11 protein-coding genes are annotated in these 14,133 nt (G+C 59.9%); 4 read left to right on the top strand and 7 right to left on the bottom strand.

The annotated features are described in order from the left end of the window. Positions 1–202 precede the first annotated feature (202 nt). Together NHU87_RS25870 and emhR are read right to left on the bottom strand one after the other, a co-directional pair. Positions 203–1,084, bottom strand: coding sequence for a DMT family transporter (locus NHU87_RS25870; protein WP_253553634.1), 882 nt, complete (start codon positions 1,082–1,084; stop codon positions 203–205). 162 nt (positions 1,085–1,246) lie between these two features. After that, entirely contained in the window at positions 1,247–1,879 is a 633-nt protein-coding gene (gene emhR, locus NHU87_RS25865; RefSeq protein ID WP_038979269.1) for an efflux system transcriptional repressor EmhR, read from the bottom strand. Between the two features lie 265 nt (positions 1,880–2,144). Here emhR and emhA point away from each other — a divergent pair, with 265 nt between their 5' ends. The 4 genes from emhA to NHU87_RS25845 all read left to right on the top strand — a co-directional run bounded on the left by emhA (position 2,145) and on the right by NHU87_RS25845 (position 9,672). Continuing rightward, positions 2,145–3,302, top strand: coding sequence for an efflux RND transporter periplasmic adaptor subunit EmhA (gene emhA, locus NHU87_RS25860; protein ID WP_253553632.1), 1,158 nt, complete (start codon positions 2,145–2,147; stop codon positions 3,300–3,302). Between the two features lie 3 nt (positions 3,303–3,305). Beyond that, positions 3,306–6,467: an efflux RND transporter permease subunit EmhB gene (gene emhB, locus NHU87_RS25855; protein ID WP_253553630.1), complete on the top strand. Its 3,162-nt coding sequence runs from the start codon at positions 3,306–3,308 to the stop codon at positions 6,465–6,467. Beyond that, entirely contained in the window at positions 6,467–7,927 is a 1,461-nt protein-coding gene (gene emhC, locus NHU87_RS25850) for an efflux RND transporter outer membrane subunit EmhC (RefSeq protein WP_253553628.1), read from the top strand. The genes emhB and emhC overlap by 1 nt, the downstream gene beginning before the upstream one ends. A 485-nt stretch (positions 7,928–8,412) precedes the next feature. Further along, on the top strand, positions 8,413–9,672 hold the full coding sequence (locus NHU87_RS25845; RefSeq protein WP_253553626.1) for an OprD family porin: 1,260 nt from the start codon (positions 8,413–8,415) through the stop codon (positions 9,670–9,672). Between the two features lie 405 nt (positions 9,673–10,077). Here NHU87_RS25845 and pcaC read toward each other — a convergent pair whose 3' ends face one another. The 5 genes from pcaC to pcaH form a co-directional block, all read right to left on the bottom strand. Beyond that, on the bottom strand, positions 10,078–10,470 hold the full coding sequence (gene pcaC / locus NHU87_RS25840) for a 4-carboxymuconolactone decarboxylase (protein WP_008005892.1): 393 nt from the start codon (positions 10,468–10,470) through the stop codon (positions 10,078–10,080). 10 nt (positions 10,471–10,480) lie between these two features. Then, positions 10,481–11,287, bottom strand: a complete 807-nt coding sequence (gene pcaD / locus NHU87_RS25835) for a 3-oxoadipate enol-lactonase (protein WP_253553624.1) — start codon at positions 11,285–11,287, stop codon at positions 10,481–10,483. 11 nt (positions 11,288–11,298) lie between these two features. Beyond that, positions 11,299–12,663, bottom strand: a complete 1,365-nt coding sequence (locus NHU87_RS25830; RefSeq protein WP_253553621.1) for a 3-carboxy-cis,cis-muconate cycloisomerase — start codon at positions 12,661–12,663, stop codon at positions 11,299–11,301. Between the two features lie 161 nt (positions 12,664–12,824). Beyond that, positions 12,825–13,391 carry a protocatechuate 3,4-dioxygenase subunit alpha gene (pcaG, locus tag NHU87_RS25825; RefSeq protein ID WP_253553619.1) on the bottom strand — a complete coding sequence of 189 codons (567 nt, stop codon included), beginning with the start codon at positions 13,389–13,391 and terminating at the stop codon, positions 12,825–12,827. Position 13,392: 1 nt separating this feature from the next. Further along, the gene (gene pcaH / locus NHU87_RS25820) at positions 13,393–14,097 is read right to left on the bottom strand and encodes a protocatechuate 3,4-dioxygenase subunit beta (RefSeq protein ID WP_253553617.1); all 705 of its coding nucleotides are present in this window, start codon (positions 14,095–14,097) and stop codon (positions 13,393–13,395) included. Positions 14,098–14,133 lie beyond the last annotated feature (36 nt).

Genomic DNA, 14,133 nt, shown 5'->3' with positions numbered 1-14,133 from the left:
CTGTAGCAGCTGGCGAAGCCTGCGTTCGGCTGCGAAGCAGTCGTGAATCCGGCTGATGCGGTCTGCCTGACATACCGCGATCGCTGATTTTACGACTGCTACGCAGCCGAACGCAGGCTTCGCCAGCTGCTACAGATCGCATTACGGCTTAACTGATTGGCATTAGGACTTTTGCGTATGGAAGATCAAAAGATGGATCTTGTCAGCGCTTGCGCTGTCCCCAGGCGACCGCAAGGCCACTGAGGCAAATCACCGTGATCCCGATCACGCCGAAGCTGTCCGGGGCATGGTCGAAGATTAAATAGCCGTAGATCCCGGCAAACAGAATCTGCCCGTAACTGAAGGGTGCCAGCATCGCAGGCGCTGCATGGCGAAAGGCTTGGGTCAGCAGCATGTGACCGAGCATGCCACAAGTACCCAGCCCAATCATGAACAGGCCGTGCAGCAGCGTCGGCGTCCAAAAGAACGGCACCAGCGCCGTCATGATCAGGCTGTTGAGAATGCCGGTAAGAAAGTTGCTGGTGGTCGGACTGTCGATACCGCTGAGCAGGCGGGTGAGCAATTGATAAAAGCCAAAACACAACGCCGAACACAGCGGCAGCAGAATCGCCGGGGTGAACAGCGCACCGCCGGGCCGCACGACGATCAACACGCCGACAAACCCACCCAGCACCGCCAGCCACTGATTGCGGGTTACCCGCTCATGCAGCAACGGTACGGACAATGCGGTCACCAACAAAGGGGCAAGAAAGGTGACGGCCGTGGCCTCAGCCAAGGGGATGTAACGCAGGCCGGTAGTGAAAAACAGACTGGTGCCGATCAGGCACAGGGCGCGTAATAACTGCAAACCGGGGCGCTTGGTGCGCACTACCACCGAGAAACCACTGCGTGGCACGAAAATCATCAGCATCAACAAGGTGTGCACTACGTAGCGTGCCCAAACCACCATTACGATCGGATAGAACCCGGACAGGTACTTGGACAACGTGTCGTGACTGGCGAACAACAACACCGCCAGGCAGATCAGCGCGATACCCTTGATCGGCTGCTCGGCGCCCTTGTAGCCCGGGTTGTTAACATTCATTCACACACTCGACACAAAATCCCTACAAAATACGTAGCTCGCTACCTATCAACGTAGCAAACGTACGTATATAAAAGCACCCCATTAAAGAAAGGCGAGCGAAGCAGGCACATTGACCCGCTTCAAGCCTTGACACAAACGGATCCAATTACGCATTTTGTTTCAATTGCGCAGGCTGGGACTCAAGCGCAGCATATCCAACCCTGTATCGACGCAACGCTCGGCTTCGGTGTGCAGTTGAAAACTGTCGGGAGCCAACAGCCACTGATACAGGATGCCATCGATGTACGCATGCAGGCTGATGGCCGCGCGGGCAGTGTCGAGGTTTTCCGGCAACTGCCCGCGATTCACAGCATTACTCAGGGCCAGAGCGATTCGCACATTGCAATCGAGACTGGCCGTTCGGCGCTGCTGGCGCAGATCGCACATTTCATCGGTGAACTCGCACTTATGAAACAGAATCTCGTTGATGCGTCGGGTTTTCGGGTCCAGGGCCACTTGATGAAACAAATGAATCAGCAGCTTGCGCATGCAGCCCAGCGGATCGAGTTCATCTTCGCTTTCACTGGCCTTGGCCATTTCATCCAGCGGCTCATGCAAGGTATCGAGCATCGCCTGCACCAGATCCGCCTTGTTACTGAAATGCCAGTAAATGGCCCCGCGCGTCACGCCGGCCAGGGTAGCGATATCCGCCAGCGTCGTGCGGGCCACGCCCCGCTCGTAAAAGGCTTTTTCTGCCGCTTCGAGTATCTGGCTTCGGGTTTCTTGAGCTTCCTCTTTGGTACGACGGACCATGGCAGTAAAACCTCAATCAGGGGTGCTTCAGCGATGTCTGAAGATCAGCTGAATAAAAGTGGGGCGAACGCTCTCGGGCTTCGACTCCGGCCTGCAATTCGAACCTTTGAACGGCTTTTGTAACCGTGTGGATACACCGCCAAGGTCTTTACAAACAACCATGAACGTAAGTATATTCCTTAGCAAGCTACTTATCCACCCGGCAAAAATTTTTTAACCTTCCACATTTCTTGTGCGCAATGTGCGCGCCTGACCGAGGATCTTCATGCAATTCAAGCCAGCTGTTACCGCTCTGGTTACTGCCGTCGCCCTGGCATCGCTGCTCAGCGGATGTAAAAAGGAAGAGGCGGCACCTGCCGCACCAACCCCTCAGGTCGGCGTCGTAACCCTGCAACCTCAAGCCTTCACCCTGACGTCCGAACTTCCGGGGCGCACCAGTGCGTTCCGCATCGCCGAAGTTCGCCCACAGGTCAACGGCATCATTCTCAAGCGACTGTTCAAGGAAGGCGGCGACGTCAAGGCCGGTCAGCAGCTTTATCAGATCGACCCATCGGTCTATGACGCGACCCTGAAAAGCGCCGAAGCCAACCTGCGTTCGACCAAGTCGATCTCCGACCGCTACAAGCAACTGGTCGACGAACAGGCTGTCAGCCGTCAGGAATACGACACCGCGCTGGCCAACCGCCTGCAATCGGAAGCGTCCCTGCAAAGCGCCCAGATCAACGTGCGCTACACCAAGGTTTACGCACCGATCTCCGGTCGCATCGGCCGTTCGTCTGTGACGGAAGGCGCGCTGGTCAGCAATGGCCAGACCGACGCCATGGCCGTCATCCAGCAACTGGACCCGATCTACGTCGACGTCACCCAGTCTTCAGTGGAGCTGCTTGAGCTGCGCCGCGAGCTGGAAAGCGGTCGCCTGCAAAAGGCTGGCGATAATGCCGCCGCGGTCAAGCTGACGCTCGAAGACGGCAGCCAGTACACGCTGGATGGCAAGCTCGAGTTCTCCGAAGTTTCGGTTGACCAGACCACCGGCTCCGTGACCCTGCGTGCCGTGTTCCCGAACCCTGATCACACCCTGCTGCCGGGCATGTTCGTTCACGCCCAGTTGCAGGCCGGTGTGGACAGCGCGGCGATTCTGGCCCCGCAACAAGGCGTGACCCGCGACCTCAAAGGCTCTCCGACCGCGTTGGTCGTCGGTCCGGACAACAAGGTCGAACTGCGTCAGCTCAAGGCCAGCCGCACCGTCGGCAACCAATGGCTGATTGAAGACGGTCTGAAGGCAGGCGATCGCGTGATCACCGAAGGGCTTCAATTCGTCAGACCTGGCGTTGAAGTCAAGGCCACTGAAGCCACTAACGTTGGCATAAAGAGCCCGGCCCCCGCACAGGCAGCTAATACAGCTGTCGGCGGCAAAGGGGAGTAAACCATGTCGAAATTTTTTATCGACCGTCCGATTTTCGCCTGGGTAATTGCCCTGGTGATTATGCTGGTCGGGGCTCTATCGATCCTCAAACTGCCGATCAACCAATACCCGAGCATTGCGCCTCCGGCCATTGCGATCTCGGTGACCTACCCAGGCGCGTCTGCACAAACCGTGCAGGACACCGTGGTGCAGGTGATCGAACAACAACTCAACGGTATCGATAACCTGCGTTATGTCTCGTCGGAAAGTAACTCCGACGGCAACATGACCATTACCGCGACCTTCGAGCAGGGCACCAACTCCGATACCGCGCAGGTTCAGGTCCAGAACAAACTGAACCTGGCCACCCCTCTGCTGCCGCAAGAAGTGCAGCAACAGGGCATCCGCGTGACCAAGTCGGTGAAAAACTTCCTGATGGTTATCGGCGTGGTGTCGCGCGACGGCAGCATGACCAAGGACGACCTGTCCAACTACATCGTGTCGAACATGCAGGACCCGATCTCGCGCACGGCCGGTGTCGGTGACTTCCAGGTCTTCGGTGCCCAGTACGCGATGCGGATCTGGCTCGACCCGGCCAAGTTGAACAACTTCAACCTGACCCCGGTAGATGTGAAAACCGCCATCGCGGCGCAGAACGTCCAGGTCTCGTCCGGTCAACTCGGCGGCTTGCCTGCCCTGCCCAACCAGCAACTGAACGCAACGATCATCGGCAAGACCCGTCTGCAGACCGCCGAGCAGTTCAAGGCGATCCTGCTGAAGGTCAATAAGGACGGCTCGCAAGTGCGCGTCGGCGACGTTGCGGAAGTTGGTCTGGGTGGCGAAAACTACTCGATCAGCGCCCAGTTCAACGGCGCCCCGGCCTCCGGTCTGGCGGTGAAACTGGCCAACGGTGCCAACGCCCTCGACACCGCAAAAGCCCTGCGCAATACCATTGACACCCTCAAGCCATTCTTCCCGGAAGGGATGGAAGTGGTGTTCCCGTACGACACCACTCCGGTGGTGACCGAGTCGATCAAGGGTGTGGTTGAAACCCTGGTCGAAGCGATCGTGCTGGTGTTCCTGGTGATGTTCCTGTTCCTGCAAAACTTCCGCGCCACCGTCATCACCACGATGACCGTGCCGGTGGTGTTGCTGGGTACGTTCGGGATCCTCGCGGCGTTCGGCTTCAGCATCAACACCCTGACCATGTTCGGTATGGTGTTGGCCATCGGCTTGCTGGTGGACGATGCCATCGTCGTGGTGGAAAACGTCGAACGGGTCATGAGCGAAGAAGGCCTGTCACCCAAGGAGGCCACCAAGAAATCCATGGGGCAGATCCAGGGTGCCCTGGTCGGTATCGCCCTGGTGCTGTCGGCGGTACTGCTGCCGATGGCGTTCTTCAGTGGTTCCACCGGCGTGATCTACAAGCAGTTCTCGATCACCATCGTCTCGGCCATGGCCCTGTCGGTATTGGTGGCGTTGATCTTCACCCCGGCGCTCTGCGCGACCATGCTCAAGGCGATTCCGAAAGGTGAGCACGGCACGCCGAAACGTGGCTTCTTCGGCTGGTTCAACCGCAGCTTCGACCGTGGCGTCAAAAGCTACGAGCGCGGCGTGGGCAACATGCTCGCGCACAAGGCTCCGTACCTGCTGGCATACCTGATCATCGTAGTCGGCATGATCTGGCTGTTCACCCGTATTCCAACGGCGTTCCTGCCGGAAGAAGACCAGGGCGTACTGTTCGCCCAAGTGCAGACCCCGGCCGGTTCCAGTGCCCAACGCACGCAAGTGGTCGTGGACGAAATGCGCGAATTCCTGCTGCGTCCGAGCAAGGAAGGCGGTGAAGGCGACGCGGTGGCCTCGGTGTTTACCGTGACCGGCTTCAACTTCGCCGGTCGTGGTCAGAGTTCGGGTATGGCGTTCATCATGCTCAAACCGTGGGAAGAACGTAACGCCGACAACAGCGTGTTCAAGCTGGCGGCCCGTGCCCAACAGCACTTCTTTACCTTCCGCGACGCCATGGTGTTTGCCTTCGCGCCACCGGCGGTACTGGAACTCGGTAACGCCACCGGTTTCGACGTGTTCCTTCAGGACCGCGCCGGCATCGGTCACGACAAGCTGATGGAAGCCCGTAACCAGTTCCTCGGCATGGCGGCGCAAAGCAAGGTCCTGTCGCAAGTCCGTCCCAACGGTCTGAACGACGAGCCGCAATACCAGCTGGAAATCGACGATGAGAAGGCCAGCGCCCTGGGCGTGACCCTCACCGACATCAACAACACCCTGTCGATTGCCCTGGGCAGTAGCTATGTGAACGACTTCATCGACCGCGGTCGCGTGAAGAAGGTTTACATCCAAGGCCTGCCTGGCGCTCGCATGAGCCCCGAAGACCTGAAGAAGTGGTACGTGCGCAACAGCGCCGGCACCATGGTTCCGTTCTCGGCGTTCGCCAAGGGTGAGTGGATCTACGGTTCGCCGAAACTGGCCCGTTACAACGGCGTGGAAGCGATGGAAATCCTCGGTGCCCCGGCGCCAGGTTATTCCACCGGTGAAGCGATGGCCGAAGTCGAAGCCCTGGCCAGGAAACTGCCGGCCGGTGTCGGTATTTCCTGGACGGGCCTGTCGTACGAGGAACGTCTGTCCGGCTCGCAAGCGCCAGCGTTGTACGCTTTGTCGCTGCTGATGGTGTTCCTGTGTCTGGCAGCGTTGTATGAAAGCTGGTCGATTCCGATCGCGGTGATGCTGGTGGTACCGCTGGGGATCATCGGCGCGCTGATGGCGACCAGCTTGCGCGGCCTGTCCAACGACGTGTACTTCCAGGTGGGGCTGTTGACCACGATCGGTCTGGCGGCAAAAAACGCCATTCTAATCGTCGAGTTCGCCAAGGAACTGCATGAGCAAGGACGTAGCCTGCGCGATGCCGCGATCGAAGCCTGCCGGATGCGTTTGCGGCCGATCATCATGACCTCGCTCGCCTTCGTGCTCGGTGTGGTTCCACTGGCCATTTCCACGGGCGCAGGTTCAGGTAGCCAACATGCGATCGGTACCGGGGTGATTGGCGGTATGATCACGGCCACTGTGCTGGCGATCTTCTGGGTCCCATTGTTCTTCGTCACCGTGTCGTCCATGGGCCAGCGCAAAATCGCTGACCAGGATGACGCTATTGAACCTTCTAAAGAGGCTGGCTAATGAGCAAGTCGCTACTCTCCATCGCAGTCGCCGCCTTCGTGCTGAGCGGCTGCTCGCTGATACCCGACTATCAGCAGCCTGAAGCACCGGTGGCGGGCCAATACCCGCAAGGCCCGGCGTATTCGCCGTCCCAGGCGCCTAGCCAGGCCGCCGCCGAACAGGGCTGGAAGCAGTTTTTCCACGACCCGGCGCTGCAACAGCTGATTCAGACCGCGCTGGAGAACAACCGTGACCTGCGCGTCGCGGCGCTGAACATCGACGCTTATGCGGCTCAGTACCGCATTCAGCGTGCCGATCTGTTCCCGGCCGTTTCGGCCAACGGCAGCGGCAGCCGTCAGCGAGTTCCGGCACGGGCCTCGCAAACCGGTGAAGCAGCCATCAGCAGTTCCTACTCGGCCACCGTCGGCATCAGCGCCTATGAACTCGACCTGTTCGGTCGGGTTCGCAGCCTGAGCGAAGAAGCCCTGCAGAAGTACTTCGCCACTGAAGAAGCACGTCGCAGCACGCAGATCAGCCTGGTGGCCAGTGTGGCCAATGCCTACCTGACCTGGCAGGCCGACAAGGAGCTGCTGAAACTCACCCAGGAAACCCTCGGTGCCTACGAGGAGAGCTTCAAGCTCACCTCGCGCAGCAACGAAGTGGGTGTAGCCTCGGCGCTGGATCTGGCCCAGTCGCGTACCTCGGTGGAAAACGCCCGTGCGCAACTGGCTCGTTATACCCGTCAGGTCGCCCAGGATGAAAACAGCCTGGTGCTGCTGCTCGGCACCGGCATCCCGGCCAATCTGCAAGCGGCCAAGCCACTGTCGGATGACGTGCTGAGCGAAGTGCCGGCCGGCCTGCCATCGGACTTGCTGCAACGCCGTCCGGACATCCTTCAGGCCGAGTACAACCTCAAGGCTGCCAACGCCAATATCGGCGCGGCACGGGCTGCGTTCTTCCCAAGCGTCAGCCTGACCGCCAATGCCGGCTCTCTGAGCCCAGACCTGTCCGGTCTGTTCAAGGGCGGTTCCGGCACCTGGTTGTTCCAGCCGCAAATCAACCTGCCGATCTTCAACGCCGGCAGCCTGCGCGCCAGCCTGGATTACTCCAAAATCCAGAAAGACATCGGCGTGGCGAACTACGAGAAGTCCATTCAAACGGCCTTCCAGGAAGTCGCCGATGGCCTGGCCGCACGCCAGACCTACACCGAACAGTTGCAGGCTCAACGTGACTTCGTCAGCGCCAACCAGGACTACTACCGTCTGGCCGAGCGTCGCTACCGCATTGGTGTCGACAGTAACCTGACCTTCCTCGACGCCCAACGTCAGCTGTTCAGTGCCCAACAGGCGCTGATCACCGACCGTCTGGCGCAGCTGACCAGCGCAGTCAATCTGTACAAGGCGTTGGGCGGTGGCTGGAATGAACAGACGGCGAAGAACGAGCCGTTGAAAGAAGAAGCGCCGAAGATGAAGTTGTTCTGATAGCGCCGTAAACACGAAGCCCACCGATTGGTGGGCTTTTTGTTGGCTGCGGGAAAGTTGTATTGGCCGGCAGGCCCCCATCGCGGGCAAGCCCGCTCCCACAGGTTCAGCGAGGCTCACAGAGTTAGTGTTCAATACGGACACCGCTACAACAGGCTCATCGGGGGCTCACAGAATCTGGGTTCGACACGGACACTGTGGGAGCGGGCTTGCCCGCGATGGGGCCGGTCCCGACACCACAAAACCCTGATCAATCTTACGTTCGATAATCGCCCAGAACCCGTCTCCCCCCGATTGAACCATTTAGTGCGTTTCCCTCACCATCGGTCGCACAAAACCAATAACAACAGGTTCGACACCATGTCCCCGCGCCCTGCCCTGTCCGGCTGACCTCGCCCCGCTTTTCTGAATTCGAATCTTTTGTCTGCAACCCGAACGTTGCGGCACCGCCCCGTTTCATCCAAGAATTAGAGAGACCCGAGCCCATGATCCCTTCCACCGCGCAGTATTTCTTTCCCAGCCTGATCGCCCTCGCACTGGCCGGTGCGGCCCTGCCCGCCATGGCCGAGGAAGCCGGTTTTGTCGAAGGCGCCAAGGTCAACCTGAACCTGCGTAACTTCTACATCAACCGTAACTTCACCAACCCGACCAAGAGCCAGGGCAAGGCTGAAGAGTGGACGCAAAGCTTCATCCTCGACGCCAAGTCCGGGTTCACCCAGGGCACGGTCGGGTTCGGCATGGATGTACTGGGGTTGTATTCGGTCAAGCTCGACGGCGGCAAAGGCACCAGTGGTACGCAGTTGCTGCCGCTGGACCACGATGGTCGCCCGGCGGATAACTTTGGTCGCACCAATGTGGCGTTCAAGGCCAAGCTGTCCCAGACCGAAGTGAAAGTCGGCGAGTGGATGCCGGTATTGCCGATCCTGCGTTCGGACGACGGTCGCTCGCTGCCGCAAACCTTCCGTGGCGGCCAGATCACCTCGAAGGAAATCGACGGCCTGACGCTCTACGGCGGCCAGTTCCGAGCCAACAGCCCGCGCGATGACAGCAGCATGAACGACATGTCAATGACCGGCAAAGCAGCGTTCACGTCAGACCGCTTCAACTTTCAGGGCGGCGAATATGCCTTCAACGGCAAGCGAACTCAGATCGGCCTGTGGAACGCTGAACTCAAGGACATCTACAGCCAGCAATACGTCAACCTGATCCACACCCAGCCACTAGGCGACTGGACGCTGGGCGCCAACCTCGGGTTCTTCTACGGTAAGGATGACGGTAGCGCTCGGGCCGGCGAGCTGGACAACAAGACCTGGTCGGGCCTGTTCTCGGCCAAATATGGCGGCAACACCTTCTATGTCGGCCTGCAAAAACTCACCGGCGACAGCGCCTGGATGCGGGTCAACGGCACCAGCGGTGGTACGTTGGCGAACGATAGCTACAACGCCAGCTACGACAACGCGAAGGAAAAATCCTGGCAACTGCGCCACGACTACAACTTCGCCGCCTTGGGCGTACCGGGCCTGACGTTGATGAACCGCTACATCAGCGGCGACAACGTCCACACTGCAACCACCACCGACGGCAAGGAATGGGGCCGCGAAAGCGAACTGGGCTACACCGTGCAGAGCGGCACGCTGAAAAACCTCAACGTCAAATGGCGCAACTCGACCATCCGCCGCGACTTCAGCAACAACGAGTTCGATGAGAATCGGTTGATCGTCAGCTATCCGATCAGTCTGCTGTAAACCCACTACCGCCATCGCGAGCAGGCTCGCTCCCACAGTGATTTTCGGTGAACACAAAACTGCGTTCACACCACACAACTAAGGTGGGAGCGAGCCTGCTCGCGAAGGCAATCTTTCAGCCACATCAATATTGAATGTACTGCCGCCATCGCGGGCAAGCCCGGCTCCCACAGGGATCTTCAGTGAACACAAAATTGGCGTTCACGCCGGACAACTGTGGGAGCGGGCTTGCTCGCGAAGGCAATTTTTCAGCCACATCAATATTGAATGTACTGTCGCCATCGCGGGCAAGCCCGGCTCCCACAGGGACCTTCAGTGAACACAAAATCAGCGTTCACGCCGGACAACTGTAGGAGCGAGGCTTGCCCGCGAAGACGTCAGCTCAGGCAATACAACTTTCGCGGATCACTCGCGCGACTCAACCCCCAACTCATCCCACACCGACTCGGCCAGGTGGAATGTTGCGTTGGCCGCCGGGATGCCGCAGTAGATCGCGCTCTGCATGATCACTTCCTTGATCTCGCCACGGGTCACGCCGTTGTTGGCGGCGGCGCGCAGGTGCAGTTTGAGTTCTTCGTTGCGGTTCATGCCGATCAGCATGGCGATGGTGATCAGGCTGCGGGTATGACGCGGCAGGCCCGGGCGGGTCCAGATGTCGCCCCAGGCGTGGCGGGTGATCATCTCCTGGAACTCCGAGTTGAACTCGGTCAGCGCGTTCAGGCTGCGATCGACATGGGCGTCGCCAAGTACTGCGCGACGGACATTCAGACCCTCGTCGTAACGTTGTTTCTCGTCCACAACAATCCCCTCAATGAGCTGACAAAAACGCCAGTACCCGGTCGCTGAACGCAGCGCCGGCCTGGACGTTGGACAGGTGCGCGGCGTAGAACTCTGCGTACTCGGCGCCACGCACTTGCTCCTGAATGAAATGCCCGCCGGACGGCGGCGTCACCGCGTCTTCGGTGCCGGCGATCACCAGCAGCGGCACCTGAATCGAGGACAACTGATCACGGAAATCGGCGTCACGTACCGCCGCGCAATTGGCCGCGTAGCCTTCAGGCGAGGTGACCGCGAGCATGTCGGTAATCCGCTTCGTCGCTGCCGGATTGGCCTCGGAAAAGTCCGCGGTAAACCAGCGGGCAATCGACGCATCACGCAGTGCAACCATCGCCGCCGCGCCGTCACGCAACACGGTTTCGATCCGTGGATTCCACACCGACGGATCGCCGATTTTCGCCGCGGTGTTACATACAATCAGTTTATTCAAACGCTGACCGGCATTGATCCCCAGCCATTGGCCGATCAACCCGCCCATGGACAGACCACAGAAATGCGCGCGTTCGATGTGTAGCGCATCCAGCAGCGCCAGCACGTCGCGGCCCAGTTGCTCGATGTTGTACGGCCCCGGCGTCACCAACGACTGGCCGTGACCACGGGTGTCAAAACGCAGCACGCGAAAATGCTCGCTGAACGCCGGAATCTGCGCATCCCACATGTGCAGGTCGGTGCCCAGTGAGTTGGACAGCACCAGTACCGGCGCCTCGACCGGCCCATCGAGTTGCGGCCCTTGAATTTGATAGTGCAGTTCGCCCTCGGCGAGTTGTACGAATGCCACAGCAGTCTCCTTCAGGCAATCAACGCAAAATGTTCAGCCACTGCTCGCTCGACCCAGGTATGGGCCTGACCGAGGTAATGGGCGGGGTCCAGCAAACGATCGAGTTCAGCATCCGACAGCTCGGCAGTCACCTGCGGCTCGTCGCCGAGTACCGCGCGCAGATGACGTTGCTCGGCCACTGCGCGTTTGCAGCATTGCTCCAGTAGATGGTGCGCGGTGTCGCGACCGACCCGTTGCGCCAGCACGATGCTCACGGCTTCGGCCAGCACCAGGCCCTGGGTCAGGTCGAGGTTGCGCGTCATTCGGTCGGCATCCACTTCCAGTCCGTCGGCCACCAACAGCGCTTGCTGCAAGCTGCCTGACACTAAACAGCAGATCTCCGGCAGGGTTTCCCATTCGGCATGCCACAAGCCCAGGCTGCGTTCGTGCTCCTGCGGCATCGCACTGAACAAGGTCGAGAGCAAGCCAGGCACCCGCGTCGCCGTGCCGATCAGCACCGCCGCGCCCACCGGGTTGCGCTTGTGCGGCATGGTCGAGGAACCGCCCTTGCCCGGTGCCGACGGTTCGAACACTTCGCCAGCCTCGGTCTGCATCAACAGGCTGATGTCGCGACCGAGTTTGCCGAGGCTGCCAGCGATCAGTCCAAGCACCGCGCCGAACTCCACCAGACGATCCCGCTGGGTGTGCCAGGGTTGTTCCGGCAAAGTCAGTTGCAGTTCTGCGGCCAAGGCTTCGGCAATCGGCATCGCCTGCTCGCCGAGGGCCGCGAGGGTGCCGGAGGCGCCGCCGAATTGCAGCACCAGCAGGCGCGGTTTGAGTTCCAGCAGACGCTGACGGCTACGCGTCACTGCGCCCAACCAACCGGCGATTTTCATGCCGAGGGTGACCGGTGTCGCGTGCTGCAGCCAGGTTCGTCCGGCCATTGGCGTGGCGACGTAACGCCAGGCCTGGGTCGCGAGGGTTTCCCCCAGTTGCGCCAGATCAGCTTCGATCAATTCCAGTGCGCGGCGAAGTTGCAGCACCAGACCGGTGTCCATTACATCCTGGCTGGTCGCGCCCAGATGCACGTAACGCTCGGCTTCGGCATCGCTCTTGGCGATCTGCTTGCCCAATGCCTTGACCAGCGGAATCGCCGAATTCCCCGCCGTGGCAATGGCCTCACCCAGAGCGGCGAAGTCGTAATGCTCAGAGAGGCAGGCCGCTTCGATAGACGCGACAGCCGTCTGCGGAATCAGCCCGACCCGCGCCTCGGCCCGGGCCAGTGCCGCTTCGAAATCAAGCATGGCCTGAACCCGGCCCTGATCGCAGAACACCTCACGCATGTCGCGTGCCGTGAAATAGGCATCGAACAATTGATTGCCCGGTCGCTGGTTCATAAACAGTCCTTGCAGGCGTGGGCCCGGTCAGGCCTGCGCGTAAAAATCAAAGGTCGTGGTGCGCCAAAAGATCGCAGCCTTCGGCAGCTCCTACATTGATCTAATCGTCGAACGGGGTTCCTGTAGGAGCTGGCGCAGCCTGCGATCTTTTGATCTTGATTTCAATAATCAAAGAACACCGTCTCGGCATCCGTCCCCTGCAGAATCACGTTCCACTGATAAACACCCGAAGCATCCTGCTTCGCCAGCAAAGTGCCGCGGCGTTCAGCAGGCACGCACTCCAATAGCGGGTCCGCCACATTAGCCGGTTCGCCATCAAAATAAATCCGCGTCAGCAAATGCTTCACCAACCCACGAGCAAATACCAGTACCACTAAATGCGGCGCCTGGGTCGTGCCTTTCAAGCCTTCCACTGTGCCCGGTTTGATCGTGGTAAAGCGGAAGCGCCCTTCTGCATCCACCGGCACCCGGCCAAACCCTTCGAAATTCGGGTCCAGCGGTTTGTCTTGATCGTCTTCGGGATGGTCGTACTTGCCGGCGGCGTTGGCCTGCCACACTTCGAGCATGGCGTCGTTGACGAAGTCGCCATTGCCATCGACGACTTGCCCGGTGATCGCCACGCGCTCGCCGAGGGTCTGGGCAACGGTCAGGTCTTCGCGGTTCAGCCAGGTCAGGCCGATGTGGTAATACGGCCCGACGGTGTGGGACGTGGTCGCGTTCAGCGTCATCTTATTTCTCCATCGGCGTGGCTTCACGGCCGCGCAAGACGATGTCCCAGCGATAACCGAGGGCGTAGGAAGGGATGGTTTTTTCCAGGTCGAAACTGGCGATCAGGCGCTCTTTGGCGCTGGTATCGGGCACGCAGTTGTAGATCGGGTCGTAGGCCAGCAATGGGTCGCCCGGGAAATACATCTGGGTTACCAGGCGCGTAAGAATACTCGGCCCGAACAGTGAGAAATGGATGTGCGCCGGGCGCCAGGCGTTGTGGTGGTTACCCCAGGGATAAGCGCCAGGCTTGATGGTCTGGAACTGATACCAGCCATCGGCGTCGGTCACGGTGCGGCCGGTGCCGGTGAAATTCGGGTCCAGCGGCGCGTCGTGCAGGTCGCGCGCATGGTTGTAGCGACCGGCGGCGTTGGCCTGCCAGATCTCTACCAGAATGCCCGGTACTGGCAGACCGTTTTCATCCAGCACGCGGCCGTGAATGATGATGCGCTCGCCCAGTGGTTCGCCCTGATGCTGAGCGGTCAAGTCGTTGTCCTTTTCCTGGATGCGCTCGGCGCCGATAGTCGGGCCGGTGATTTCCGACAACGAATGCGGCAAAAACACCAACGGCTTGGACGGCGAGCGCAGGTTGGTGGATTGATAGGTCGGGTGCAGGTACTCCGGCTGAGTGCCCTCCTGCGGGCGACGGTAACCAGGCTTGTCAGTCATTACACTTTCCTCAGTTCTTATAAGTCGACGGCGTGT

It is taken from the genome of Pseudomonas mandelii (assembly GCF_024138395.1).
Classification (GTDB): domain Bacteria; phylum Pseudomonadota; class Gammaproteobacteria; order Pseudomonadales; family Pseudomonadaceae; genus Aquipseudomonas; species Aquipseudomonas mandelii_E.
The sequence above is the reverse complement of the archived record's forward strand: the minus strand, read 5'-3'. Positions and strand labels throughout refer to the sequence as shown.